Annotated in this window: 27 protein-coding genes; 8 read left to right on the top strand and 19 right to left on the bottom strand. The window is 65.4% G+C overall.

The features are described 5' to 3' along the window. The first annotated feature begins 10 nt into the window (after positions 1–10). Positions 11–1,954, top strand: a complete 1,944-nt coding sequence (gene uvrC / locus LC060_RS15055; RefSeq protein WP_226636956.1) for an excinuclease ABC subunit UvrC — start codon at positions 11–13, stop codon at positions 1,952–1,954. Between the two features lie 16 nt (positions 1,955–1,970). Here uvrC and LC060_RS15050 read toward each other — a convergent pair whose 3' ends face one another. From LC060_RS15050 to LC060_RS15025, 6 genes are all read right to left on the bottom strand, one after another. Next, positions 1,971–4,073: a sodium-translocating pyrophosphatase gene (locus tag LC060_RS15050; protein WP_226636954.1), complete on the bottom strand. Its 2,103-nt coding sequence runs from the start codon at positions 4,071–4,073 to the stop codon at positions 1,971–1,973. 116 nt (positions 4,074–4,189) lie between these two features. Further along, positions 4,190–5,149 (bottom strand): thiamine-phosphate kinase, encoded by a 960-nt coding sequence (thiL, locus tag LC060_RS15045; protein ID WP_226636952.1) that lies wholly within the window; start codon positions 5,147–5,149, stop codon positions 4,190–4,192. 52 nt (positions 5,150–5,201) lie between these two features. After that, the gene (nusB, locus tag LC060_RS15040) at positions 5,202–5,645 is read right to left on the bottom strand and encodes a transcription antitermination factor NusB (RefSeq protein ID WP_226636950.1); all 444 of its coding nucleotides are present in this window, start codon (positions 5,643–5,645) and stop codon (positions 5,202–5,204) included. Continuing rightward, the gene (hisD, locus tag LC060_RS15035) at positions 5,645–6,934 is read right to left on the bottom strand and encodes a histidinol dehydrogenase (RefSeq protein WP_226636948.1); all 1,290 of its coding nucleotides are present in this window, start codon (positions 6,932–6,934) and stop codon (positions 5,645–5,647) included. Before hisD ends, nusB begins: the two co-directional genes overlap by 1 nt. Then, entirely contained in the window at positions 6,934–7,590 is a 657-nt protein-coding gene (gene hisG / locus LC060_RS15030) for an ATP phosphoribosyltransferase (RefSeq protein ID WP_226636946.1), read from the bottom strand. Before hisG ends, hisD begins: the two co-directional genes overlap by 1 nt. 107 nt (positions 7,591–7,697) lie before the next feature. Further along, the gene (locus LC060_RS15025) at positions 7,698–7,970 is read right to left on the bottom strand and encodes a BolA family protein (protein WP_039393004.1); all 273 of its coding nucleotides are present in this window, start codon (positions 7,968–7,970) and stop codon (positions 7,698–7,700) included. A gap of 40 nt (positions 7,971–8,010) precedes the next feature. Here LC060_RS15025 and LC060_RS15020 point away from each other — a divergent pair, with 40 nt between their 5' ends. After that, on the top strand, positions 8,011–8,610 hold the full coding sequence (locus LC060_RS15020; RefSeq protein ID WP_226636943.1) for a J domain-containing protein: 600 nt from the start codon (positions 8,011–8,013) through the stop codon (positions 8,608–8,610). A gap of 180 nt (positions 8,611–8,790) precedes the next feature. Here the strand turns inward: LC060_RS15020 and LC060_RS15015 are convergent, their stop codons facing one another. Both LC060_RS15015 and LC060_RS15010 read right to left on the bottom strand, forming a co-directional pair. Further along, a complete protein-coding gene (locus tag LC060_RS15015; RefSeq protein ID WP_226636941.1) occupies positions 8,791–9,273 on the bottom strand; it encodes a GFA family protein in 483 nt (160 codons plus the stop codon). A 30-nt stretch (positions 9,274–9,303) separates the two neighbouring features. Beyond that, positions 9,304–9,936, bottom strand: coding sequence for a glutathione S-transferase family protein (locus LC060_RS15010; RefSeq protein ID WP_226636939.1), 633 nt, complete (start codon positions 9,934–9,936; stop codon positions 9,304–9,306). A gap of 206 nt (positions 9,937–10,142) precedes the next feature. Between LC060_RS15010 and LC060_RS15005 the strand changes: the two genes are divergently transcribed. The 3 genes from LC060_RS15005 (at position 10,143) to LC060_RS14995 (ending at position 13,965) form a co-directional block, all read left to right on the top strand. After that, a complete protein-coding gene (locus tag LC060_RS15005; protein WP_226636937.1) occupies positions 10,143–10,880 on the top strand; it encodes a winged helix-turn-helix transcriptional regulator in 738 nt (245 codons plus the stop codon). Positions 10,881–11,001: 121 nt separating this feature from the next. After that, positions 11,002–11,979 carry a cobaltochelatase subunit CobS gene (gene cobS, locus LC060_RS15000; RefSeq protein ID WP_413465125.1) on the top strand — a complete coding sequence of 326 codons (978 nt, stop codon included), beginning with the start codon at positions 11,002–11,004 and terminating at the stop codon, positions 11,977–11,979. A 366-nt stretch (positions 11,980–12,345) separates the two neighbouring features. Further along, the gene (locus LC060_RS14995) at positions 12,346–13,965 is read left to right on the top strand and encodes an FAD-dependent oxidoreductase (protein WP_226636935.1); all 1,620 of its coding nucleotides are present in this window, start codon (positions 12,346–12,348) and stop codon (positions 13,963–13,965) included. A 64-nt stretch (positions 13,966–14,029) separates the two neighbouring features. Here the strand turns inward: LC060_RS14995 and LC060_RS14990 are convergent, their stop codons facing one another. From LC060_RS14990 to fmt, 3 genes are all read right to left on the bottom strand, one after another. Then, complete coding sequence (locus tag LC060_RS14990; protein WP_226636933.1) at positions 14,030–14,845, bottom strand: acyl-CoA thioesterase; 816 nt, start codon at positions 14,843–14,845, stop codon at positions 14,030–14,032. Between the two features lie 277 nt (positions 14,846–15,122). Further along, positions 15,123–15,869 carry a tRNA pseudouridine(38-40) synthase TruA gene (truA, locus tag LC060_RS14985; RefSeq protein WP_226636932.1) on the bottom strand — a complete coding sequence of 249 codons (747 nt, stop codon included), beginning with the start codon at positions 15,867–15,869 and terminating at the stop codon, positions 15,123–15,125. Beyond that, entirely contained in the window at positions 15,866–16,774 is a 909-nt protein-coding gene (fmt, locus tag LC060_RS14980) for a methionyl-tRNA formyltransferase (RefSeq protein ID WP_226636930.1), read from the bottom strand. Before fmt ends, truA begins: the two co-directional genes overlap by 4 nt. 73 nt (positions 16,775–16,847) lie before the next feature. Here fmt and recR point away from each other — a divergent pair, with 73 nt between their 5' ends. The 3 genes from recR to rmuC all read left to right on the top strand — a co-directional run bounded on the left by recR (position 16,848) and on the right by rmuC (position 19,733). Continuing rightward, a complete protein-coding gene (recR, locus tag LC060_RS14975) occupies positions 16,848–17,444 on the top strand; it encodes a recombination mediator RecR (protein WP_226637478.1) in 597 nt (198 codons plus the stop codon). 79 nt (positions 17,445–17,523) lie between these two features. Then, positions 17,524–18,090 carry a peptide deformylase gene (locus LC060_RS14970; RefSeq protein WP_226636928.1) on the top strand — a complete coding sequence of 189 codons (567 nt, stop codon included), beginning with the start codon at positions 17,524–17,526 and terminating at the stop codon, positions 18,088–18,090. 71 nt (positions 18,091–18,161) lie between these two features. After that, positions 18,162–19,733, top strand: a complete 1,572-nt coding sequence (gene rmuC, locus LC060_RS14965) for a DNA recombination protein RmuC (protein ID WP_226636926.1) — start codon at positions 18,162–18,164, stop codon at positions 19,731–19,733. A gap of 110 nt (positions 19,734–19,843) precedes the next feature. Here the strand turns inward: rmuC and LC060_RS14960 are convergent, their stop codons facing one another. The 8 genes from LC060_RS14960 to LC060_RS14925 form a co-directional block, all read right to left on the bottom strand. Beyond that, positions 19,844–20,257, bottom strand: a complete 414-nt coding sequence (locus LC060_RS14960; RefSeq protein WP_226636925.1) for an META domain-containing protein — start codon at positions 20,255–20,257, stop codon at positions 19,844–19,846. A 91-nt stretch (positions 20,258–20,348) separates the two neighbouring features. After that, complete coding sequence (locus LC060_RS14955; RefSeq protein ID WP_226636923.1) at positions 20,349–21,155, bottom strand: TrmH family RNA methyltransferase; 807 nt, start codon at positions 21,153–21,155, stop codon at positions 20,349–20,351. Between the two features lie 16 nt (positions 21,156–21,171). Further along, positions 21,172–21,456 (bottom strand): HPr family phosphocarrier protein, encoded by a 285-nt coding sequence (locus LC060_RS14950; protein ID WP_039393091.1) that lies wholly within the window; start codon positions 21,454–21,456, stop codon positions 21,172–21,174. Next, positions 21,453–21,857: a PTS sugar transporter subunit IIA gene (locus LC060_RS14945; RefSeq protein ID WP_039393093.1), complete on the bottom strand. Its 405-nt coding sequence runs from the start codon at positions 21,855–21,857 to the stop codon at positions 21,453–21,455. Before LC060_RS14945 ends, LC060_RS14950 begins: the two co-directional genes overlap by 4 nt. Positions 21,858–21,899: 42 nt before the next feature. Continuing rightward, a complete protein-coding gene (gene rapZ, locus LC060_RS14940) occupies positions 21,900–22,892 on the bottom strand; it encodes an RNase adapter RapZ (protein ID WP_226636921.1) in 993 nt (330 codons plus the stop codon). 89 nt (positions 22,893–22,981) lie between these two features. Beyond that, positions 22,982–23,431 (bottom strand): HPr kinase/phosphatase C-terminal domain-containing protein, encoded by a 450-nt coding sequence (locus tag LC060_RS14935; RefSeq protein WP_319005434.1) that lies wholly within the window; start codon positions 23,429–23,431, stop codon positions 22,982–22,984. Further along, a complete protein-coding gene (locus LC060_RS14930; RefSeq protein ID WP_226636917.1) occupies positions 23,428–25,014 on the bottom strand; it encodes a sensor histidine kinase in 1,587 nt (528 codons plus the stop codon). Before LC060_RS14930 ends, LC060_RS14935 begins: the two co-directional genes overlap by 4 nt. Positions 25,015–25,041: 27 nt before the next feature. Further along, positions 25,042–25,845, bottom strand: coding sequence for a response regulator transcription factor (locus LC060_RS14925; RefSeq protein ID WP_226636910.1), 804 nt, complete (start codon positions 25,843–25,845; stop codon positions 25,042–25,044). Positions 25,846–26,050: the final 205 nt, after the last annotated feature.

Here is a 26,050-nt window from a genome sequence, read left to right as displayed (position 1 = left end):
TCTGGAGGACATGTCGCGAACACCGGCCGGAACTCCGGAAACTCCCCAGGGCACCGAACGCTTCAACGAGGATCGGGCCACCTCCACCGTGCGTGGGTCGGACAAGCCTGACCTGGAAGCCGGTGTCGAGGTGATCCGCGATACCGTGCGCACGCTGCCCACGCGCCCGGGCGTGTACCGCATGCAGGATTCGCGCGGCGAGGTCCTGTACGTCGGCAAGGCCCGTGTGCTGCGCAACCGCGTTGCCAACTACACGCAGTGGGAACGTCTGCCCTCGCGCCTCCAGCGCATGGTCAGCCAGACCCGCTCGATGACCATCGTCACGACCAATTCCGAGGCCGAGGCGCTGCTTCTGGAAGCGCAGCTCATCAAGCGCTTCCGGCCCGCCTACAACGTGCTTTTGCGCGACGACAAGTCGTTCCCCTTCATCCTTCTGCGCGCCGATCACGAGTATCCGCGGATCATGAAACACCGCGGTGCGCGTAAGGCCAAGGGCAACTATTATGGCCCTTTCGCCAGCGCGGGATCGGTCAATACGACGATTAATGCACTTCAGAAGCTGTTTCTTCTAAGGAGCTGTACTGACAGCTTTTTTGCGCGCCGTGATCGCCCCTGCCTGCTCTACCAGATCAAGCGCTGTTCAGCGCCGTGCGTAGGCCGCATCGATGAGGCGGGCTACGCAGAACTGGTGCGCGAGGCGAAGGATTTCCTGGGGGGCAAGTCCAACGCCGTGCAGCGCAAGATCGAGGCGCAGATGGCCGAGGCCGCCGAAGCGCTCGACTTCGAGCGCGCCGCGATGCTGCGTGACCGCCTGCGCGCGGCGACCTTCATTCAGGGTAGCCAGGCGATCAACGCCGAGGGTCTCGATAGCGCCGACATCTTTGCGATGGCGGTGAACAATGGGCAGGTCGGCATCCAGGCCTTCTTCATCCGCGGCGGGCAGAACTGGGGCCACCGCGCCTTCTTCCCGACCCACACCGAGGGCCTCTCTGACGATCAGGTGCTGCAGAGCTTCCTCACCCAGTTCTACGAGGAAGTGCCGCCGGCCAAGGTGATCCTGGTTGACCGCGAAATTCCCGAGAACGACCTGCTCTCCGAAGCCTTCCGCGAACTGGCCGGGCACAAGGTGGAAATCTTGGTGCCCCAGCGTGGATCGCGCCGCCGCCTGATCGAACAGGCCACGCGCAACGCGGTCGAGGCCTTGGAGAGGCGGCTGGCCGAACGCGGCACGCAGGCCAAGGTCATGCGCGAGATGGCCGAGTTCCTCGAACTTCCCGAGATCCCGCAGCGTATCGAGGTCTACGACAACTCGCACATTCAGGGCACCAAGGCTTTGGGCGCGATGATCGTGGCGGGGCCCGAGGGCTACATCAAGAACCAGTACCGCAAGTTCAATATCCGCGAGGCGCAGTCGAACGATGACTATGCGATGATGCGCGAGGTGATGACCCGCCGTTTCGGCCGTGCGATGGAGGAGGACCCGGACCGCGAAAGCGGCACCTGGCCCGATCTTGTCCTGATCGACGGTGGCAAGGGGCAGATGAGCGCGGTCAAGGAAGCCCTGGAGGAGCTGGGCGTCGAGGACGTGACCTTGATCGCCATTGCCAAGGGCCCGCACCACGGGCGCGAGGGGCGCGAGGTGTTCCATTTCCCCGATGGGCGCGAGAAAATGCTTCCGGTCAATTCCCCGGTGCTGTTCTACCTGCAGCGCCTGCGCGACGAGGTCCACCGCTACGTCATCGGGGCGCACCGCGCCAAGCGCAGCCGCGCCATCACGGCGAGCCCGCTCGACGAGATCCCGGGCATTGGCCCGGCGCGCAAGCGCGCGCTGCTGCTGCATTTCGGGACAGCAGGCAAGGTGCGCGCGGCGAGCCTGGAAGACCTGCAACGTGCGCCCGGCGTCAGTGCGGCCGTGGCTCGGACGATCTACGACTTCTACCACCCGGGAGGGTGATCGACAGGGCGTGCGCCTAGCCTGCCGCGAGTGCGGCAAGAAGCAGGAGCGCGACGATGTTGGTGATCTTGATCATCGGGTTCACGGCAGGTCCGGCGGTGTCCTTGTAGGGATCGCCTACGGTGTCGCCAGTGACGGCGGCCTTGTGGGCTTCGGAACCCTTGCCGCCGAAATTCCCGTCCTCGATGTACTTCTTGGCGTTGTCCCAGGCCCCGCCGCCCGAGGTCATCGACAGCGCGAGGAAGAGGCCGCCGACGATCACGCCCAGCAGCAGCGCGCCGAGCGCGGCAAAGCCGTTCTCCCGGCCCGCCACCAGCGTGATCGCGAAATAGACCACGATGGGCGCCAGCACCGGAAGCAAGGAGGGTACGATCATCTCCTTGATCGCGGCCTTGGTGACCAGATCGACCGTGCGCGCATAGTCGGGGCGGGTCTGGTGGGTCATGATGCCCGGGTTCGCCTTGAACTGCGCGCGCACGTCGCGCACGACATCGCCCGCCGCGCGTCCGACGGCGGTCATGCCCATCGCGCCGAAGAGATAGGGCAGGAGCGCGCCGAGCAGCAGCCCGACGATGACGTAGGGGTTCTCCAGGCTGAAATCGACGGTGAGCTCGGGGAAGAACTCGCGCAGGTCCGTGGTGTAGGCGGCGAAGAGTACCAGCGCGGCAAGGCCCGCCGAACCGATGGCGTAGCCCTTGGTGACGGCCTTGGTCGTGTTGCCGACCGCATCGAGCGCGTCGGTCTTGGCACGCACGCTGTCATCGAGCCCCGCCATCTCGGCAATCCCACCGGCGTTGTCGGTGACCGGCCCATAGGCGTCGAGTGCCACGACCATACCCGCCAGCGCCAGCATGGCGGTCGCCGCATAGGCAATGCCCAGGAGGCCTGCGATCTGGTGGGCAACGATGATCCCGGCGACAATCAGCAAGGTGGGAAGGGCGGTTGCCTCCAGGCTTATCGCAAGGCCCTGAATGACATTGGTGCCGTGCCCCGTGACCGAGGCCTTGGCGATGGACTTGACGGGGCGAAAGCTGGTGCCCGTGTAGTACTCGGTGATCCAGATGATGAGCCCTGTGATGGCAAGGCCCACCATCGCGCTGTGGAACAGGTCGAAGCCATGAACTTCGCGCGCGCCGACCTGGAACTCACTCGCCATGCCGCCAAGGGTATAGGAGATGGCAAGCCAGATCGCCGGGACCGAGAGCACGGCCGAAACCAGGAAGCCCTTGTACATGGCCCCCATGATGTTGGCTTTCCGGCCCAGCTTGACGAAGAAGGTGCCCACGATGGAGGTGACGATGCAGGCCCCTCCGATAAGCAGCGGAAGCGCCATGAGCGAGGGGAGCTGCGGGCCGATATCGCCCAGCAGCAACGCGGTGAGGATCATTGTCGCGCCCACGGTCACGACGTACGTCTCGAACAGGTCGGCGGCCATCCCGGCGCAGTCGCCCACATTGTCGCCCACGTTGTCGGCAATGACGGCGGGGTTGCGCGGATCGTCCTCGGGAATGCCCGCCTCGACCTTGCCGACAAGGTCCGCGCCCACGTCCGCCGCCTTGGTGAAGATCCCACCGCCCAAGCGCGCGAAGATCGAGATGAGCGAGGCCCCGAAGGCCAGGCCGGTCAGGCCGTTGACGACGCTGCGGTCCTCGCCGCTCCAGGCATGGCCGGCAGGCCCGGTCAGGTACCAGGCGAAAACGGCTATCGCGAGAAGGGCCAGGCCCGCCACCAGGAGTCCAGTGATCGCGCCCGCTCGAAAGGCGAGGGTTAGGCCCTCCTGCAAACCGTCCTGAGCGGCCGAGGCGGTGCGTACATTGGCGCGCACCGAGATGGTCATGCCGATGAAGCCTGCTGTCCCAGACAGCACCGCGCCGATCACGAAGCCGGTCGCCGAGATCGCACCCAATGTCAGGAAGAGGACGACGGCAACGACCACGCCGACGATGGCAATGGTGGTGTACTGGCGTTTGAGGTAGGCCTGCGCGCCTTCCTGGATGGCGGCGGCGATTTCCTGCATGCGGGTGTTGCCCGCATCAGCGCCAAGCACGAACCGGCTGGTGACGAAGCCGTAGATCAGCGCCATCCCACCCAGGGCGATTGCAATCGTGAGTGCATTCACGCGATTGTCCCCTTCCCACTGTTATTATCGTTCTTGCGGCGGGTTTTGCCCGCTCAGGTGCTTTCAGAGCTACGCCTGTGCCGGGAAACTGGCAAGTTGCTTGTCAGGGGGGGAGGTCAGTGCTCGTAGCCAAGGTGGGCGGGAAGGGGGATATCCGTGCCCTCGCAGGTGAGGCGCAGGCCTGCCTCGGCCTGGATCGCGCCGAGCGCACGTACCGAGCCGCCCGTGGCCTTGGTGATCGCTTCGATGTCGGCCGTGTTTTCCGGCGGCGCGGTGAAGAGCAGGACGTAGTCATCGCCCGCACAGGCCGCGTTCATGCGGACTTCGCACGTGGTTCCGGCAATCGCGGCGTAGGCCGGAGACAGCGGTATGGCGCCAAGGTCGATCCGGGCGCCGACATGGCTGGCATTCGCCAGGCGCGAGAGGTCGACGAGGAGGCCATCCGAGACATCCATCATCGCATGAACGTAGGGCGCAAGCGCCGGGCCGAGCGGGGTGAGGGGCATGGGGCGGCGGTAGCGCGCCGTCAGCCATTGCGCTTCTGGCCCGGTTGCCGTTTGTGTTCCCAGCAGGATGTCGAGGCCGAGCCCGGAATCGCCGATGGACCCGCTGACCCACACGATATCGCCGACGCGCGCCATCGTGCGGGCGGGCGGCTCGGTGCCTTCGGGGCCTTGGCCCAGTGCGGTCAGTGAGAAGCTGCGCGGCGCACCAGCAGGCATGCGCACGGTGTCCCCGCCCAGCAGGGGGAGCGCGAAATGGCGGCAGGCTTCGCCCAGTCCTTCCAGGAAGGCGGTGTCCCACGCGTCCTCGCCCAGCGCGTGCGAATAGAGGCAGCCGAGCGGCAGGGCGCCTTTGGCCGAAAGGTCCGAGGCGTTGACTGCAACCAGCTTCCAGGCCACGTCCTGCGCCGGATCGTCGGGAAGAAAATGCACGCTCTCGACCACGGTGTCCATGGTCAGGACGAGATCCGCGCCGCCCACGTTCAGGACGGCGGCATCGTCCATCAGCCCGCGCGCAGCGGTGCTGGAGGCAAGGTTGCGCAGCGCCGAGATGAAGGCGGTTTCGGAGCTCATGGAAAAGAGGATAGACCGGAACGCGATGCTCCGGTCAATCCGGGTATCGGGCTTAGCGGACCGACTTCGCGACCGCGTCGAGGACGCCGTTCACGAACTTGGCTTCGCGCTCGTCGAAGAAGGCGTGGGCAACATCGACGTACTCGGTGATGACCGCACCGGTCGGCACATCGGCGCGGGCCATCAGTTCGTAGGCACCAGCGCGCAGGATCTGCAGCATGGTCTTGTCGAGGCGGGTGAGGGCCCAGCCTTCGGCCAGCTTGGCCGAGAGCGCTTCATCGATTTCGTCGCGGCGCGCGATCACGCCCTTCACCACGTCGTCGAAGAAGGGGATGTCCGCATCGGCAAACTTCTCGTCGTCGATTTCCATGCCGAGGCGATGGCGGCGGAATTCGTCGAGGAGGCTGGCCTGGGGCGTGCCTTCCATGTCGAACTGGTAGAGCGCCTGGACGGCGGCGAGACGGGCGGCAGCCCGCGATTTCTTGGAACCGGACATTACTTTTCAAGCCTTACGGAAACGGAGCGGGCGTGCGCGGGAAGACCCTCGGCCTCGGCCAGCGCCACGGCGGCGGGGCCGACGGCGCCAAGGGCGGCTTCGTCAAGCTGGATGAAGCTGGTGCGCTTCATGAAATCCAGCACGGAAAGCCCCGAGGAGAAGCGCGCGCGGCGCCCGGTGGGAAGAACGTGGTTCGGGCCAGCGACATAGTCCCCGACCGCTTCGGGGGTCATGCGCCCGAGGAACACCGACCCTGCGTGGCGGATCCTGGCAAAGATCACTTCGGGATCGTCGGTGGCGATCTCGACGTGTTCGGCAGCGAGGCGATTGGCGAGTGCAGGCGCCTCGTCGAAATTCTCGACCACGACGATGACGCCGTTGTCGTTCCACGAGGTGCGCGCGGTACCTTCGGTCGAAAGCTTGGAGAGCTCACTCTCGACGGCCTTGGCGACGGCATCGGCGAATGCCGCATCGTCGGTGATGAGGATCGACTGTGAGGTCGGGTCGTGCTCGGCCTGGCTGAGAAGGTCGGCGGCGGTGTGAACGGGGTCGTTCTTGCCATCCGCGATCACGAGGATTTCGCTCGGCCCTGCAACCATGTCGATGCCGACGACGCCGTAAAGCTGGCGCTTGGCTTCGGCGACCCAGGCATTGCCCGGGCCAGTGATGACGTCGACCGGCGCAATGCGCTCGGTGCCATAAGCAAGCGCGCCCACTGCGTGGGCCCCACCCACGCGCCAGACTTCGTCGACACCGGCGAGGTGCGCGGCGGCGAGCACGAGCGCATTTACCTCACCCTTGGGGGTCGGGGTGACGACGACGAGACGCTCCACGCCCGCAACCTTGGCGGGAATGGCGTTCATCAGCATCGAGGAGGGGTAGGCAGCGCGCCCACCCGGCACGTAGAGACCGGCCGCATCGACCCCGCGCCAGACCGCGCCCAGGCGCACGCCGGCGGCATCGGTGTAGTCGCGGTTCTCGGGCAGCTGGGCCTCATGGTAGGCGCGGATGCGGGCTGCGGCGAGTTCGAGCGCGGTGCGAAGGTCGGTGTCGAGCGCGTCGAAGGCGGCCTTGCAGTCCTGCGCCGAGACCTGCCAGCCCGTGGCGTCGAGATCGTGGCCGTCGAACTTCGCGGTCAGTTCAGCGAGCGCAACATCGCCGCGCGTGCGCACATCCTTGAGGATCGCGGCGACATCGGCGGCAACGTCGGTCGCGCTTTCGCGCCGGTCATCGACGACGCGTGCGAACGCCTCCTCGAAGCCGGGATCGCGGGTGGAAAGGCGCAGCATCAGGCGGCTTCCTTCTCGCGCGCGACGGCGGCGCGGAAGGCATCGACGAGGGCGGCCACGCGCTCGTCGGTCTTGAGCGCGGCGCGGTTGACGATGAGGCGCGCGGAGATATCGAGGATCTTGCTCGTCTCGATGAGGCCGTTTTCCTTCAGGGTCCGTCCGGTCGAGACAAGGTCGACGATCCGGCTGGAGAGGCCGAGCGTCGGGGCCAGTTCCATCGCGCCGTTGAGCTTCACGACCTCGGCCTGCACGCCCAGCTTTTCAAAGTGGCGGCGGGTGAGGTTGGGATACTTGCTGGCGACGCGCAGGTGCGAGGGCAGCGTGTCGGTCTGCTCGCCCTTGATCTCGGCGACCGAAAGGTGACAGTGCCCGATGTCGAGATCGACCGGCGCGTAGAGATCGGGGTAATTGAACTCCTCGACCACGTCCGAACCGACGATGCCGACTTGCGCCGCGCCATGCGCGACGAACGTCGCGACGTCGAACGCGCGCACGCGGATGAGGCGCATGTCGCTGTTCTCGCACGCAAAGGAAAGCGCGCGCGACTTCTTATCGTGAAACTCGGCGTCGGGAACAACGCCTGCGCGCGCCATCAGCGGCAGAGCTTCATCGAGAATACGCCCCTTGGGCACGGCAAAGGTCAAAGGTGTCGGCATGGTGCGCGCATTTAGGCGCACGCAGGCCAAAGGGCAACCTGCAGAAGCCCGCGATTTTGGCGATGGCTGTCATCGCCAGAATCGCGAGGCAAATTCGCAGGCCGCGATCACTCGCCGGGCGCGCGCGCCTTGATGGCAAGAGCATGGACCCGCTCGCCGGGAATGTCGCCCAGCGCAGCGTTCACCATGCGCTGGCGCTGGAGGCGCGAAACGCCTTCAAATTGCGCACTTTCGATATGGATTGTGAAGTGCGATTCGCCCGTGCCGTCATCGCCCATGTGGCCCGCGTGATGGGCCGAGTCGTTGACGATCTCAAGCTGGGTGGGAGCAAGGGCAGCGGTCAGGCGCTGGGCGATTTCCTGGGCGATAGGTCCGGTCATGGGGTTTCATTTAGCGACTGTTTCGCCCATCTTGAAGCGGGTGAGACAGCATAGATTTCATGGAAGATACGATTCCGACGGGCGCGAATGCAGCTGGCCGGGATGTGAAGAGGCGGGCGAATTTCGCGCGCCGGGCTCGCGTTCGCCCAGTTTCGACGGGCCGGGCGACTACCGGTGGTTCTGCCTTGAACACGTGCGCGAGTTCAACGCCGGCTACGACTATTTCGAGGGCATGGAGGCCGAGGAGATATTCCGGGCGCAGTCCCCGCTGCATGGCTGGGAGCACACCGCGCGCGCCTTCCGCCCCGAGGAAACAGTCGATGGCGCGCCGCACTGGGCGCATTTTTCCGATCCTCTGGAAGCGATCCAGGCCCGCGCACGCCAGCACGTCAAGCGCCGACGAAGCGAGGTCCAGGACGAGATGCGTGCCAACGCCCGCTTTACGGCGGCCGAACGCGGTGCCTTGAAGGTTCTCGGCCTCGAACTCGATGTCGACCGCAAGACGATGCGCATGCGCTATACCCGCCTCTTGCGCCAGTACCACCCGGACCAGAATGGCGGCGATCATGGCCACGCCGAGAAACTGCAGAAGGTGGTTGAGGCCTACAACCTGCTCAAGAAAGCGGCGGCCTTCGCCTGAGAAGTGGAGTAGAAGAGTTTGAAGGAGTGACTTCCGAGGGCCATCGCCCTCGGGCTCCCAAAACTGTCTGGCTCACCTCTCACGCGCCGCGCTGGCTGAGAATGATGAGGTTGCCCATTTGGGGGTCAAGGGGCGATGGCCCCTTGAAAAAGCATACTTCCCTTGCCTTAGCGCTGACTGTCAGCGCTCCAGCACGGCCTTCCAGCGCGCCGCGTTGGCCTCGCCGAACACGCGCGGCACGTCCTTGCCGCTGTAGAAGGCCTCGAAGGCCTCGGCGCCTTCGGGGACGACCACCCAGTCCTGCTTGGCCTTGGTGAAGATATGCAGATCGGGAACCACGGCGTGCGTGTTGTCGAGGGTACCTGCCCGCACGAAACGGGCCTTGTCTCCGGCCTGGTGGAATGTGGACCACAGCGAGATGCGGCAGTGGGGGCAGCGGAAGTTCGCCTGCCCGTGCCCGCTCTCGGTGGGCATTTCCACCGCTTCGGGGGATTCGCCGAGCAGGGTGATGTGCGCGGTTTCGATCACGAGGTTGAGGGCAAAGGCGCTGCCGGTCTGGCGTTGGCAGGCATGGCAGTGGCAGCACTTGGTGACGATGGGTTCGGCCTCGAGCCGATAGCGTACCTTGCCACAGTCGCAGCCGCCTTCCTCTCCGCTCAGCATCGCATCACACTCCTTTGATGGACAGGTGCCTTACGCCTTGTCGGACTTGGCGATCAGTGCGCCGTCGATGGCCTTGGCCTCCTTGTAGGCGCTGCGGGCCTGGCAACGCTCAGTATAGGCAACGAAGGACTCGTTGGGGGGGAGCAGGCCGAAGTTGAGCCCCCAATCGATCGAGCTCCCGACATAGACATCGGCCATCGTGAAGCGTTCACCGCACACCCACATGCGGTCTTCCAGCAGGTGATCGAGCGTGGCGATCAGGCGCTCGAAATTGCCGAAGCTGACGAGGCCTTCCTGCCGCGTATCGGAGGGGCCGAAGCCCAGTGCCTTGGCGGTGAGGGCCTGGTCGACGGGGCCTGCGCAGAAAAAGGTCCAGCGGTAGTAGTCCGCCATCTGCGTGTCGTCGGGCAAGAGTTCGGCTTCGGGGTGCATCTCGGCAAGATAGAGGCAGACGGCGGCGGCCTCGCTCACCACGCGCGGGCCTTCGTTGGCGTGATGGATGAGGGTGGGCACCTTGCCCATCGGGTTCGCGGCGAGGAAGTCGGCGCTCTTGGCGCTCCAGTCGACCAGTTCCTGATCGTAGTCGGCTTCGACTTCGTGCAGGGCCCAGCGCGCGATCTGTCCGCGCGACATGGGATTGGTGTAGAACGTGTAGTCAGCCAAGAACCGTTCTCCTTGCCCGGCGCACCCCTGGCGCCACGCCTCGTCTCGGGCAAGCTGCGGCATGGCGCCCCTGCCGTCAATCGCTTCGCGGCGGACCGAAGGTGTCGACGTGCCGGGATATCGCGGGGGCAAAGCGGCCCTTTTCGCTCCGATCCGGAGACAGTCCTGTTTTGTGCGCGCCGGGCGCAGGGTTACCATTTGCAACCATGGGACTTCAGGACATCTCGCGTCAGAAGGATGGCAAGGCGGGTGCGACACTTGCCCAGGCTCCGGCCCACAAGGCCCGGCGCTGGTACCAGGATGGCTGCGGGGCCGCGCAGGCGCTTGAGCTCATGGGGGAGCGCTGGTCGCTGCTGATCGCGCGTGAACTTCTGCTCGGGGCGCGGCGCTTCAACGAGATTCGCGCGGCCTTGCCGGGTCTCTCGGCCAAGATCCTGAGCGAGCGGCTCGAGACGCTGGAGGCCTGCGGCGTGGTCCAGCCTTGCCTGCTCGCGCCGCCGGTTTCTGCGCGCGCTTACGGGCTCACGCAATGGGGCCAGGGGCTTGAGGATGTGCTGTGCGCGCTCGTGCGCTGGGCGCGCCGGAACGGGGAGGTGCAGGGCGATGCACTTCCGCTCACGCCGGTCGCCTTGATGCTTGCCTTGCGGGCTTGGCTGGTTCCCGAACGCATTGGAGAGCTCGATCTGTGGGTTGCCTTCGACATTGCCGAGCAGCGCTTTGCCGCGCGCGTTCGCGCCTCCGGGATGACCATTCATCCCGGAGGCGCGGATCTGCGCGCACCGGACCTGCGCTTCACGGCGCGAAGTGCGCGCGATCTGCACGAGGTGCTTTTTGCGGGCGCGGAGCGTGACGTGCCGGAGACGGGCCTGCGCTGTGCGGGGGATCCGGCTCTTGCCAACCACTTCGCAGGACTTTTTGCGAAAGCGGGTCCCGAAGTACTCTGACTCGTTCGTACCGCGATGGGGGCAAGGCACCAGCGGTCCGGGAAAAAGCCTTTGCGGTGCAAAGCATGTTGCGGTGCGATGCTCTGTCCTTTAGTCGGGTAACGCGATGACAGAGACAGCGATGACCCAAGCCGAGAACCGCGAAGCCACCGTGCTCGCCGCCCCCGATATCGAACTGGATGTTCGCGAAACCTTCGGGATCGACATCGACATGAAGGTGCCTGCCTTCTCCGAAGCGGACGAGCGCGTTCCCGATCTTGACGAAACCTACGTGTTCGATCCGGACACCACGCTCGCGATCCTGGCTGGCTTCGCCTACAACCGCCGCGTGATGGTCCAGGGCTATCACGGCACCGGCAAGTCGACCCACATCGAACAGGTCGCGGCCCGCCTCAACTGGCCGTGCATCCGCATCAACCTCGATGCCCACATCAGCCGTATCGACCTTATCGGGCGTGACGCGATCGTTCTGCGCAATGGCATGCAGGTCACCGAATTTCGCGAAGGCCTGCTTCCCTGGGCGCTGCAGCACCCGGTCGCGCTGGTCTTCGACGAATATGACGCGGGCCGTCCCGACGTGATGTTCGTGATCCAGCGCATCCTCGAGACCGAGGGCAAGCTGACGCTGCTCGACCAGAACCGCGTGATCCGCCCGGACAAGCACTTCCGCCTGTTCGCGACGGCCAACACGGTGGGCCTTGGCGACACCTCGGGCCTTTATCACGGCACGCAGCAGATCAACCAGGGGCAGATGGATCGCTGGAACCTGGTCGTCGGCCTCAACTATCTGCCTTCGGAAACCGAAGTCGACATCGTGAGCAAGAAGGTCACGCAGGTCGCCCCCGAAGTCATCGCGCAGATGGTGAAGGTCGCCGACTTCTCGCGCCAGGGCTTCATGAACGGGGATATCTCCACCGTGATGAGCCCGCGTACCGTCATTACCTGGGCACAGAACACCGCGATCTTCAACGACGTGGGTTTCGCCTTCCGACTCTCGTTCCTCAACAAGTGCGACGAGACCGAGCGCATGCTGGTGGCCGAATACTACCAGCGCGTCTTTGGCAACGACCTTCCCGAAAGCGTCGTCGGCAAGGCCTGATTTTCCGTTGCACCTGGGTGCGGCGAAGGCTCTGGAAGACAAAGATAGATCGCAATTGCGCCCCGGAGCGGGAGGGAAGCCTCTCGGTCCGGGGCGCAATTGTGTGGGCCGCATGGTGAAAAATACTCACGCGGTGCTGAGAAATGGGTTACAATGCGTATCTGGCAATCGCGCTTTGTTTAACTACATAGCATAGCAACAGGGGCTGACACCAAGCTGACACAATCCCGCAATCCGGTTTCGTGTTGGCCGTGGCCGTCGATGGTCTGAAACGCACTGCAAACCCCCGAAGAGGGCCGTTTCGGCGACTGGATGTAGCCTCCCTGTGTGAAGCTGTGTCCCCATCCCGGAAACGAAGACCCTGTCATGATTATCGATTTCAAGTCCACCGAACTGTCCACCTTCGACGCCGACGTGTGCGTCGTGGGATCCGGCGTTGCGGGTATCACCGTCGCGCGCCGCCTGCTGGCGGCCGGGCGAAGCGTCACGATCCTGGAATCGGGCGGCTTCGACTACGAGGAGGACACGAGCGATCTCAACGCGGGCGAAACGGTAGGCGCTCCCTACTACCGACTCGACCACGCCCGGATGCGTTTCTTTGGCGGCACCACCGCGATCTGGGGTGGGCGTATCGCCGAACTCGACCCCATCGATTTCGAGCGCCGCGACTGGGTGCCGCACTCGGGCTGGCCGGTCTCTTATGCACAGATGCAGGAATACTACGACGAATCGCGCGGCTATTTCGGCCTGCCCGAGCGTCGCTTGGAAGCGAAGGATCTGGAGCGCGTCGGCGTCTGGTTTCCCGAATTCGACGATACGATGACCGTGAAGTTGTGGAATTTCGACCCGGAATTCAGCCGCTTCAACATCAAGAATTGCCGCGACCTCGTCAGCCATCCGCGCTGCACGATCCTTACCCACGCCACGGCGACCCAGATCCGGACCGACCATAGCGGGGCTCATGCGACTGGGCTCGATATCGCGAACCTGGCGGGCCGCCGGGCGCGCATCAACGCGCGTGAGGTCGTTCTCGCCTCGGGCGGGATCGAGAACCCGCGTCTGCTGCTCGCGTCCAACCAGGTCCATGCGAAAGGCCTTGGCAACGGGCACGATCTAGTCGGACGCTTCTTCATGGAGCATCCCCACGCGCGCGGCGGACACGTCACGACCAAGCTCGTCTGGGACATGTTCAAGGCCTATGGCCGTCGGCACACCCTGAACGGCCAGACGGTGGCCGCGCTGCTGGCCGCCGCCGAGGGCACCCAGCGCCGCGAGGGCATGCTCAACACCTCGATGACGATTGCCCCGCGCCAGCCGTCGGACAGCCGCCAGTTCATGGGCATGCGCGCCTACAACAAGATCAAGCACGATCTCTCGCCTACGCGCCATGCGCGCCTCATGTGGCTGGTCACCAAGCGCGCGGCGACGATGGCGCAGAAGGTGGCTGATCCGGCGCGCTCGTGGCTGCTCTACAAGCTGCACCGGGTGGAAGCGGCGCTGCTGGTACGTGCCGAACAGGCGCCCAATCCCGACAGCCGCGTACGCCTCTCGGGCGAGCGCGATGCGCTGGGCATGCCGCGCGTGGAGCTGGACTGGCGCCTGACCGACCTCGACGTGCACTCGGTCGATCGGCTTGTCTCCACTTTCGGGGCCGAGATCGAGCGGATGGGGCTGGGCAAGGTGGACAAGGAGCCCTGGCTTTCGAGCGCGCGCCGCGAGTGGACGTTCGATCCTCTGGTCAGCGCGCATCCCATCGGCGGCTACCACCACATGGGCACGACGCGCATGTCCAACTCGCCGTCCGAGGGCGTGGTTGACGCGCAGTGCCGCGTCCACGGGGTCAACAACCTCTATATCGCGGGCAGCTCGGTCTTCCCGACCTCGGGCTGGGCGAACCCGACCTTCACCATTGTCGCGCTGGCGCTGCGCCTGGCCGATCAGATCGCGGGCCAGCCTGCGCAGCCGGTGCTGAAGAAGATCGCCTGATCGCTTGTCCCCTGCATGTAAAAAGGGCCTGCCGTTCCGTGGGGAGCGGCAGGCCCTTTTCGTGTCAGGCGCCGGTAGGGGCGAAGTGCTTGGGCCGGCCGTCCTTGTCGACGGCGACCATGGTGTAGCGCGCGGTCGCCGCGTGGCTGCGCAGGCCGCTGAGCAGTTCCTCAGCCCACAGTTCCACCTCGACCAGCATCGAGCTGCGCCCGGTCATGCGGATGCGTGAGACGAGCTCGATCATCGAGCCCTCGCGGATCGGCGAGGTGAAGTCGATGCGATCGGAGGAGGCCATCACCACAATCTCGCGGCAATGGCGGGTGGCCGCGATGAAGGCGGCCTTGCCCATCATCTTCATGGCATCGCCGCCGAACAGGTTGCCGTGGTGGTTGGTGGAAGTGGGAAAGACCATCTCGACCATGCGCAGCGGCTCGTCCTCGCCCGGCTCGGGCGCGGGGGCAGGCATCGGCGGGAGGGGCAGGCGCGTATCGGGGCCCTTGCGCGCAACCATGGTGAAGAGCCCGCGCGTCAGGTTGCGCCGCTCGCCACTCACCAGCTCCTCGGCAATGACGTTGACTTCGACATCGAGCGAGCTGTTGCCCACGCGCGTCAGCGTGCCATGCACTTCGACCATCTCGCCCGAGAACCCGGGCGCGGTGAAGTCGATGCGTTCCGAGCGCGCGGTGACGAAGGGCGCGCGGCCGTGGCGCGTGGCGGTCAGGAAGGCGACCTTGTCCATATGGGCCAGAGCCACACCGCCGAACAGCGTGCCATGGTGGTTGGTGTCGCCCGGAAAGATCATGTCGATCAGGCGCACCGAGCTGTCGGCAAAGGTCTGGGTGTCTTCGGGGCTAGGGGCAATCAGGTAATCAGAGGACATTCGGGTTCCCGCGTGGACGTGGTGGCAACAGGGACGGCGCAAGGCATACCCCAGCTTCGGCGTAATGCCGGGAAGGGGGACCTTTGCTCTCCTGTGGGGTTCGGGCGCGGCTCGTGCGGGGCGCTGATGCGTCCGCAGCTTTGATGCGCCCCGGTTGCAGCGCCGCCGTTCCGGGGCCGCAACACGTGCGTTGCGCGTCCTTGTGAGCGTTACCGTTTCAGGTCAAGGTCTTGGTACCAAGGCTTATTGCTGTGCGGATAGCGCGCGATCGAAGCGCTCAGGCCTCGGGATAGATGGCGCGCACGAAGTAGAGCCCGTCGGGCGGCGCGTTGAGGCCAAGCGCCTGCCGGTCCTTGGCGGCCAATGCCTTGCCGACTTCACTCTCGTCCCAGCGGCCCATGCCGACCAGCGCCAGGCAGCCCACCATCGAGCGTACCTGGTGGTGCAGAAAGCTGCGTGCCTCGGCCTCGATCAGCACCATGTCGCCTTCGCGCCGCACGTCGAGCCGGTCGAGCGTCTTCAACGGACTTTGTGCCTGACAGTGGACCGAGCGGAAGGTCGTAAAGTCGTGGCGCCCGACGAGCGACTGGGCGGCGCGGTGCATCGCCAACTCGTCAAGCGGGCGCGAGACCTGCCAGGCCTTGCCGCGCTCCAGAGTCAGGGGGGCGCGGCGGTTGGCAATGCGGTAGATGTAGGAGCGCCCGATGCACGAAAAACGCGCGTGCCAATCGTCGGGAACCACCTCGCAGGCGGTGACGGCGACAGGATCGGGGCGCATCCTGGCGTTGAGCGCTTCCATCAGGCGAAAGGCATCGAAGGGCTTGGCGATCTCGATGTGCGCGCGCATGCCCAGCGCATGGACGCCCGAATCGGTGCGTCCCGCCGCATGCATGATGACGTCCTCGCCGGTGATGGCATGGGCCGCATCCTCAACCGACTGCTGCACCGAGGGACCGTGCGACTGGCGCTGGAGGCCCATGAAGGGCGCACCGTCGAATTCGAGGGTCAGGGCAAAGCGGGTCACGCGATCTGGGTTCCCGCCGGGATCGCACGGCCGCGCAGCAGGTCCTGCGTTGCCATGGCCGGCTTTCCGGCGCGCTGGATGCGCGTTACGCGCAGCGCGCCCGTGCCGCAGGCGATGGTGAGCGCATCGTCGAGCGTTGTGGCGGGCGTGCCCGTGCCGTCGACGACCTCGGCCGCGTGGATCTTGTAGCGTTCGCCCTGGAACTCGAAAAAGGCGCCGGGCGCGGGCATGAAGGCGCGCACCTTGCGTTCGATGGCCTGGGCATCCTGCGTGAAGTCGATGCGGGCCTCGCCCTTCTCGATCTTTTTCGCATAGGTGACCCCATCTTCGGGCTGGGTGACGGGCCGGTGATTGGTGAGCTCGCGCAGCGTGCCGACCATGAGATGCGCGCCCTTGTCGGCCAGTTCCGCGGTCAGCTCGCCGGTGGTCTTGGCATCGATGGTGGTGCGCAAGGTGGCGAGCATGGGGCCGGTGTCGAGGCCCTTTTCCATCTGCATGATGGTGACCCCGGTCGTCGGGTCTCCGGCTTCGATTGCGCGATGAATGGGCGCAGCGCCCCGCCAGCGCGGCAGGATCGAGGCGTGGATGTTGAGGCAGCCATGGCGCGGGGCATCGAGGATCGCCTGGGGGAGGAGCAGGCCATAGGCCGCGACAACCGCGACATCGGCCTCGAGCGCGGCGAAGGCGGCCTTCTCCTCCTCGCTCTTGAGCGAGACCGGCGTGCGCACCTCGAACCCGCGCATCTCGGCAACCTTGTGGACGGGCGTCGGGGTCAGTTCGCGGCCGCGGCGGCCACCGGGACGGGGCGGCTGCGAATAGACGCAGACGATCTCGTGGCCCGCATCGGCCAGGGCTTCCAGCGCCGGGACCGCGAAATCGGGGGTTCCCATGAAGATGATACGCATATTGTGGGCAACTTCCTCGCTCGTCGTGGTGCCGGGCTTCCGCTCGGACCGGGGAGGCCCTATCTCTCTCCTCATGGCATCGCAAGAGATCGAGACGCTGACCGCCGCGCTGGCCCGCTTGCCGGGCCTTGGCCCCCGTTCGGCCCGGCGCGCGGTGCTCTGGCTCATCAAGCGGCGTGAAAGTTCGCTCGTCCAGCTGCTCGAAGCGCTTGATGCGGTGCGCGAAACGCTGGTCGAATGCAGTGTGTGCGGCAATGTCGATACGCGCGACCCTTGCGGTATCTGCGCCGATCCCAGGCGCGACCAGCGCTCGCTCTGCGTGGTTGAGGAAGTGGCCGATCTGTGGGCGCTTGACCGTGCGCATCTCTTTACCGGGCGCTACCATGTCCTGGGCGGACGGCTATCCGCGCTCGATGGCGTGCGGCCCGAAGACCTCGCCATCGACAGTCTGCTCGCCCGGATCGAGGAGGGGGGCATCGACGAGATCCTCCTTGCCATGAACGCCACGCTCGAAGGCCAGACGACCGCGCACTACATTGCTGAAAAGTTGGAGAACCGGCCCGTGCGCATCACCCAGCTGGCGCATGGTTTGCCGGTAGGGGGCGAACTCGACTACCTGGACGAGGGTACCTTGGCACAGGCGATCCGCGCACGCCGCCCCGTCGCCTGAGCGAGGGGACCGGCGGCACGATTTCTGTGATCGGCATCGCAATCTTGCGAAACGCGCAGGCTGCGCTTATTTGCAAGACATGGCTATCCGCGAAATCCTTGAAGTTCCCGATCCTGTCCTGAAGCAGGTCTCCAAGCCCGTCGAAACCTTCGACGATGAGCTCAAGACCCTTGTCGAAGACATGTTCGAGACCATGTACGATGCCCCCGGCATCGGTCTTGCCGCCATCCAGGTCGGCGTTCCCCTGCGTGTCCTCGTGATCGATCTCCAGCCCGACGATCCCGATGCTGAGCCCGAAGTGTGCAACCACGGCGGCCATCAGCACACGCACCAGCCCACGCTCAAGGAGCCGCGGGTCTTCATAAACCCGGTCATCCTCGACCCGTCCGAAGACCATAGCGTCTATCAGGAAGGCTGCCTCTCGGTTCCCGAGATCTACGCCGATGTAGAGCGTCCCGCGACCTGCCGCGTGCAGTATCAGGACCTCGATGGCAACCACCACGAGGAAGCCATTGAAGGCATGCTGGCAACCTGCCTGCAGCACGAAATGGACCACCTCGAGGGCATCCTTTTCATCGACCATCTCTCGCGTCTCAAGCGCCAGATGGCGCTGCGCAAGCTGGAAAAGCTGCGCCGCGCGGCCTGATTTCTCCAAGATTGAGGACAACGGACCGGGAAGGTCTGGCGTTCTTGAATTGTTCTAACTAGAATGGCGGCATGGACATCATCCTTGCCGCCATTCTTGCACTCGTCGTCGGCCTTGGTGCCGGCTGGTTCTTCGGCTCGCGCCCGGCCGCGCAGGCCAATGCGCGCCTCGCCAAAAGCGAACGCGCCCTCCATGAACTGGAAGAGCGCTTCCGCGCCGCGATCCGCGATCTGGCAGGAGCCGAGGCGCGTGCGGGGCGGGCGGACGAATATTCCGCTGCTCTGACCCGCGAGCGCAGTGCCTATGCCGATCAGCTGGAGCGTGTGCGCGGCGAGGCTTCGGCCACTCTGGAGCGCGAACGCGCCGAGGCAACCGCGCGTTACGACGCCGCCCGCAGCGCTTTTGATGCCGAGATGGGCAGGCTGCGGGAGGCCTATCGCGAGGCCTGCGACGAACTTTCTACCCTGCGCGAAAAGACCGCCAACTTCGATGAGCAGAAGCGCCTTCTGATCGAGGCGCAGGAGGCGCTGCGCAAGGAGTTCGAAAATGCAGGCGCCAAGGTCCTCGAAGGTGCGCAAGAGGCGTTCCTGCGCCGGGCTGGGGCTCGATTTGAGGAAAGCGAGAAGGCCAACGCCGAACGCATCCGCGCGCTGCTGGAACCGGTGGGCGCGCGTCTCCAGAGCTACGAGGCGCAGGTCTCAGAACTGGAAGCCAAGCGCGTCGATTCCTTCGGCCAGCTGACCGGCCTCATCCAGTCGATGCGCGAAGGGCAGGAGCGCGTGCGCGAGGAGGCGCAGCGCCTCGGCAACTCCTTGCGCAATGCCCCCAAGGCGCGCGGGCGCTGGGGCGAGCAGCAGCTTCGTAATCTCCTGGAACAGTGCGGCCTTTCCGAACACACCGATTTCGTGACCGAGCATTCGATCGACACCGAGGAGGGGCGCCTGCGTCCCGACGCCATCGTCAACATTCCGGGTCAGAAGAAGCTGGTGATCGACGCCAAGGTCTCGCTCAACGCCTACCAGGAGGCCTTTGAGGCCGAGGACGATACCGCGCGCGAACTGGCGCTGAAAGCCCATGTCGCCTCGATGCGAAATCATGTCCAGACGCTCGGCACGAAAAGCTACCAGAGCCAGTTCGAAGACGCGCCGGACTATGTGGTGATGTTCGTGCCGGGTGAGCATTTTGTGGCCGCGGCGCTCGAATACGATCCGGAACTGTGGGACTTCGCCTTCCGCAACCGCGTTCTCCTGGCCACCCCCACGAACCTTGTCGCCATCGCGCGCACGGTCGCGCAGGTTTGGCGCCAGGATGGCCTGGCCCGTGAAGCGCGCGAGATCGGCCGCATGGGCGGTGAACTTTACGACCGTATCGCGGTGGCCGCCGAGCATATGAAGCGCGTGGGCGCCGGGCTGGAAACGGCAGTCAACAACTACAACAAGTTCGTTGGCAGCTTTGAGCGCAATGTGCTGTCGTCGGGACGGCGCTTGCGCGAAAAGCACATCGAGATCGGCAAGCGTGAGATCGAGGAGGCTCCCCGGGTCGAGGCCGCGCCGCGCTACGGCGCTGCCGATATCGAGGCTGCGCTGCCCGAGTATCCCGAAGGTGAGCCGCCCGCTGCGCTGGCATCGGCCGAAAAGGACTAAGGCGCGCTTCGAGCATTTTCCAAGCAGATGGGATCATCTGCTGGTTTAGAAAATGCGTCAAGCCAATGATGTAGAGCGGTTGATCCGATGCAATTGGATCTTAAACCGCTCTAGTCCTCGACGCGGATAAGCTCGGCGGTGTGGCCGCTCGATTGCAGGATCATGCGCTCCTCGTTCACGTGGATGCGCGGCGTGGACGCGAGGAGCGAGCCGACGGCTTTTTCCTGGTCCCAGGCTGGGGCAGGGCAGGCCATCTCGGTCTGCACCAGGGGGCCAGCGACGAGACGGTCGGCGGAAATTCGCCAAGGCCCGCTCATGCGATTGCAGCCGACGAGAACGCGCACTTCCCCCTTCTCGAAGCGCATGTCGGCCGCGTCCGACATCGGCGACTGACCGTCGATCAGGGCAAAGCTCCAGCGGCTGGCGCTGAGGTGCTGGCCTTCGGTGTCCGGCGCGCAGGCGACGAGGGCCAGCGCGGGAAGGGCGCCTGCCAGCGCGCGGCCGAAGGAACAAGCTCGAATCATGCCTGCATGGTGCCATGCAGCATGTGAGAGCGGGATGAACGGTCCTATCCGCAAATGGCAGGCGCAGCAGCGCCGGTGCTATCCGTCCAGCTCAGGGATCGAGGTGGGCGAGCGCTTCGTAGGCGAGGACCGCGCCCGCGACAGCGGCGTTGAGGCTGTCCGCGCGCCCGCGCATCGGGATCGTGACCCGCAAGTCACAGGCATCTTCGTATTCGGCTGGGAGCCCCTGCGATTCGTTGCCGACCATGAGAAAGCAGGGCGCCGCATAAGGGGCCTTGCGGTAGTCGGTCGGGTCGCGCAGCGAGGCCGCGACAAGCTGTCCCTCGCTCTCGCGCAGCCACGACTGGAATTCGTCCCAGCGCGCCATCGCCAGCTTCTGGGTGAAGATCGCGCCCATGCTGGCGCGCACGGCCTCGACCGAGAAGGGATCGGCGCAGTCGTCGATGAGGATGAGGCCGCCAGCCCCGACCGCATCGCCGGTGCGCAGCATCGTCCCCAGGTTCCCCGGATCGCGCAGCGCTTGCGCGACGAGCCAGATGGGGGCGGCCTGCCGGTCGATCCCGGCAAGCCGCGTGTCGAACTCGGCGAAAACCCCGGCTACGGCCTGTGGGTTGTCCTTGCCGGTCACCTTGGCAAGGATGTCCTGGTCCATCTCCACGACTTCGCCGCCCGCCGCGGTCACCGCGTCTTCAAGCTGGTCCAGCAGGGGATGGGCGGCCCGGCCTGTCGCCATGACCAGCATCTCGGGGAGAATGCCCGATTCGCGCGCGTCGGTCAGCAGGCGCAGGCCTTCAGCCAGGAAGCGCTGCTCACGTCGGCGGTGCTTCTTGTCGCGCAGCGAGCGCAGGAACTTGACGAGCGGATTGGAAAATCCGGTGATGGTGCGGCGGTACGTCACGTCGGGATGCGCCTTCTCAGCCCTGGTCTTCGCCAAAGCCGTCGCGCACCAGCGCAACAAGCCGGTCGAGCGCGGACTGCGCGTCGTCGCCGGTGCACGCGATTTCAATGCTGTCGCCCTTGGCTGCGCCCAGCATCATCAGGCCCAGGATTGAATTGCCCACCGCGCTTGCGCCATCCTTGCTGACTGAAACCGACACGCTCGCGGGCAATTCGGTGACGTAATTCACGAACTTGGCACTGGCCCTGGCATGAAGTCCGCGCTTGTTAACGATGGTCACCGTCTCACGGCAGTCGTTCATGCATCCTGTCCCAGGTATTCGCTTGCGATGGTGATGTAGTTGCGCCCCGCTTCACGCGCGGCCACGGCGGCGTCGCGCACCGACATGCAGGCGCGGGCCTTGGCGAGGCGGATCAGCATGGGCAGGTTGATCCCGGCGATGACTTCGACCGTTCCGGCTTCCATCAGCGAGATCGCGAGGTTCGAGGGTGTTCCGCCGAACAGGTCGGTGAGGATGATTACGCCTTCGCCGCTGTTCACCTTTACGATGGCCTCGGCAATCTCGGCGCGGCGCCGCTCCATGTCGTCGTTGGGACCAATGCACACGGTCTCAACCGCCGTCTGATCGCCGACGACATGTTCCATTGCGTGAACGAACTCTTCGGCAAGATTGCCGTGAGTGACCAGAATCATGCCGATCATGTTGAGGAAACGCTCCGAATACCCTGCAGTTGCACCCGGATCTTAGTGCTTGTCATCACGCCGCGGCTCTCCTTCAAGAAGATCGGCTGCTCGTGAGCCCAGGTTGCGGTGCAGCAATGTGGGGGAAAATCCCGAGTGGCGCAAGGCCGATGCCATCTGTTCCGCGGTAAAAACCGAACGGTGTTTCCCGCCGGTACACCCAAAGGCGATATGAACGTAGCTCTTGCCTTGCGCCTTGTAGCGCGGCAGCAAGAGCAGGAGCAGGTCGCGTATCCGGCTGAATGCCTCGGAAAAAGCCGGGTCTCTGCGGATGAAATCGCCAACGGCCGCGTCCTGGCCGGTCTGCGGACGAAGCTCCGGGTCCCAATGGGGATTGTCGAGGAAGCGCATGTCGAAGACCAGGTCGGCGAGTGGGGGCATCCCGCGCGCGAATCCAAAGCTGGAAATGGTGAGGGTCGTGCCCTCGGTCGCGCTTTCGGCAAATCTTTCGCGAATCACGCGCTGGAGATCGTTGCTGGTGAATTCGCTGGTGTCGATCAGCACTTCGGCCCAGCGCCGCAGCGGTGTGAGCAGTTCGCGCTCGGCCTGGATGCCGGTCGCGACAGGGGCGTCGGCGGCAAGGGCGTGGCGGCGGCGGGTCTCGTTGTAGCGGCGCTCGAGCTCGGCGCTCTGGCAGTCGAGGAAGAGCGTGGTCAGCGCGATGTCAGGACGTTCACTAAGGGCTTTTACCTGGGCGATCACGCGCTCGGGATCGAAGCCGCGCGTGCGCGAATCGAAGCCGATGGCCAGCGGCGTGGGAAGATCGCTCTGCGCCTCGCCCGGTGCATCGAGAAGGCCTTCGAGTAGGCGGATCGGAAAATTGTCGATGATTTCCCAGCCAAGGTCCTCCAGGACCCTGAGAACCGTGGTTTTTCCAGCGCCCAGCATGCCGGTGACGAGCAGGACCGATTGACGCTGGGGCAGCGCCGGGTCGGGCCCCGTGTCGTGAGCGCCGTGTGCGCTGGCCTCGGGGGTGGGCTCAGGTGTTGCGGTCATCGGGGCTGTTTGCGCTCCTCTGCCCGGAAAGGAAAGGGAGAGTTTGGTCTTATCCGACCGATTTTGCCGGGACTTGCTTGCGCGTGTTTTCAGCGAGTTGTGGGCCTCAGTCCATGGACGGCGAGCGCACGTTCGACCTTGATGGCCATCGGGCCGCTCAACGGCGAAAGGCGCAGCGAGGGAATGACCAGCCCCGCCAGCTCGATGCCCTCGGCCTTCTCGATGAAACGCGGGGCCTTGCTATCCAGAAGAATGTGGAGGCAGACCTGGGCTTCGGCGCAGAACGGTTCGTCGAGGATACCGAGATTGCGGACCTCTATCAGGCCGGCCGTGCGGGGGTGGGGCTTGGCGACGAGATGATCGGCCTGCCTTTCGAGGACCACGCCATCATCGCCTACGAGCACTGCGCCCCGGTCTATCAGCTCGAGCGCGAGCGAGGTTTTGCCAGTGCCCGAGGGGCCTTCGATGAGAACGGCGCGTCCCTCGCGCGCGACGCAGGTCGCCTGACGGACTAACCAAGGCGAGGCACCGGTGGTCACGCTTCGGACTCGCTCGGCCATTGGGGCAGGGTGAGAACGAAGCAGCCACCCGGCAATCCGTCGTCGCGATCGGTTGCAAAGAGCGACCCGGAATGGGCATCGACAATGGTGCGGGCAATCGAGAGCCCCAGCCCGGAATGGCGGCCGAATTCCTCTGACGAGGGGCGCAGCGAGTGGAAACGCTCGAAGATTCGTTCGCGCGCGGCCTTGGGAATGCCCGGGCCGTGGTCGCTGATTGTGATGCGCACCTTGCTCTTCACGCTCTCCAGGGTGACGTCGATGGGTGCGCTCTCGGGCGAGAAGGAGACGGCGTTGTCGAGCAGGTTCTGGAGCACGCGTTCGAGGCGCGGGGCGTCACCCGGCACGACGAGCGGGCCCGCGCCAGCCTGCGCGATCACGACCTCGCTTGCGCCGTTGACGCCGCGCTGGGCGCGCTCGGCGACAAGGGCGCGCAGGAGGCTGTTCATGTCGACCGGCTCGAAGGTGGTGCGGCTGAGCTGCGCGTCGATACGGCTGGCATCGGCGATCTCGGTCACGAGGAAATCGATGCGCCGTACGTCGTCGTTGGCCACCGTCACGAGCTGGCGGCGCAGATCGGGATCCTCCACGCGGTCCAGATTTTCGAGGGCGCTGCGCAGCGACGTGAGCGGGTTCTTGAGTTCGTGCGCAACATCGGCCGCAAAGCGCTCGACCGCATCGATGCGCAGGCGCAGGGCACCGGTCATGTCGGAGACGGCACGGGCGAGGAGGCCGATTTCGTCGCGCCGGTCGGGCAGGCGGGGGACGACCACGCTGCGCTCGCGTCCGAGGCGCACGCGCACCGTGGCGCGAACGAGCTTGCGCAAGGGATCGACGATGGTGCGGGCGAGGAACAGCGAGAGCAGGATCGAGATCCCGAGCGCGGCGCCCACGATGATTGCAAGCGTCTGGCGGGCCATGCGCACGTTCTCGGTAATGTCGCGCGCGTTGCGGGTCATCAGCAGGATTTCGCCCCTGTCGCCGAGCGGCGTGGCGGCAAGGATGACCGGGGTCTGGTCGGGCGCGGCCTTCTGGTCGATGCGCGTTTCACCTGTCGACAGAGCCTCGCGAGCGACCGGCCATTCCTGGATCGCCTGTTCGGGCGGGTTACGGTAGGCCGGGATGCGCCGGGCGCCCAGGAGAAAGTCCATGCCCTGGTCGAGCAGGCGCGCCGCATCCTGGAGCCAGGGCTCGCTGTCGGGATCGATGAAGCGGTAGGACGGCGGGGCCAGCTTGAAGCTGTCCGCAACGAGATCGCCATCGGCATCGTAGAGGCGCAGGCGCAGCTTCTGCGTCGTGCCGATGCGTGCGATCAGGTGGCGTTGCCTGTCGAGGCTTTCCCCGGAGAGGGCCTGGGCGGTGATTTCCGCCTCGCTGCGGGCGAGGCGAAAGCGCTCGTCGAGAAGTTCGCGGCGGTAGCTGTCGATGTAGAAGAGGCTGCCCGCCATGAGTGCGAGCGCGATGATGTTGACCGCGAGGATGCGCGCCGTCAGCGAGACGCGCCAGGACAGCCCCAGGCGAACGGGCAGCGAGGCCGCGATACGGGCGTGCGAACGCTCGGCCATGGGCTCAGGCGGTCCGTCGGGGCATGGTCACACTTCCTGTCCGGCGGACGGCCCGGCGGCGTGTTCGTCCGAAAACGAGTAGCCCGCGCCGTAAAGGGTATCGATAGCATTGAAGGACGGGTCGACCGCGCGGAACTTGCGGCGCAGGCGCTTGATGTGGCTGTCGATGGTTCGGTCATCGACATAGATGTCGTCGTTGTAGGCCGCGTCCATCAACTGGTTGCGGCTTTTGACGACGCCCGGGCGCAGCGCCATGGCTTCCAGAATCAGGAACTCGGTGACGGTGAGCGAGACCGCCTGTCCGTCCCACTCCACCTGGTGGCGCGCCGGGTCGAGTGCGAGGCGCCCGCGCACGACGGGTTCGGGCAGGTTCTCCTGGATGGGCTGCTCTGGCCCTGTGCGCACCAGTTCGCTGCGCCGCAGGATGGCGCGGATGCGGGCGGCAAGAAGACGCTGGCTGAAGGGCTTCGTGATATAGTCGTCCGCGCCCATGGCAAGGCCAAGCGCTTCGTCGGGTTCCTCGTCCTTGGAGGTGAGGAAGATCACCGGCAGGCTGGAGCGCTCGCGCAGATGGCGCAGCAATTCCAGGCCGTCCATGCGAGGCATCTTCACATCGAAGATGGCCAGGTCCGGCGGATTCTCGAGGATCGCCTTCAGCGCGGTTTCGCCGTCGGTGTAGACCCTTGTGGAAAAACCTTCGGCCTGAAGCCCGATCGAGACCGTGGTCAGGATGTTGCGGTCATCGTCGACCAGCGCGATCGTGTGGCGGCGCGTCTCGCTCTGGGCGCTGCGGAGCTCGGAAGCGGAGGACGGGGATGCTGGCACGGACATCGCAGGTGCCCTGGTCCTTTCTCAAAACGCGAAGAGGCTGCCTAGCCGCTGGACGCCTGACTGGCAATGTGGCGAACCTTCGGAACGGGGCGCGCAGCGAGGGGCACCTGAGGCATCTGGCCTGTTTCTTTCGCGTTTCGGCCCTTTGCGGTTCCATTTGTTGTCGATTTGACGGAAAAGAATGTGTCGATTATCCGCGATCCCG

It is taken from the genome of Novosphingobium profundi (assembly GCF_020524485.1).
Lineage (GTDB): Bacteria > Pseudomonadota > Alphaproteobacteria > Sphingomonadales > Sphingomonadaceae > Novosphingobium > Novosphingobium profundi_A.
The sequence above is the reverse complement of the archived record's forward strand: the minus strand, read 5'-3'. Positions and strand labels throughout refer to the sequence as shown.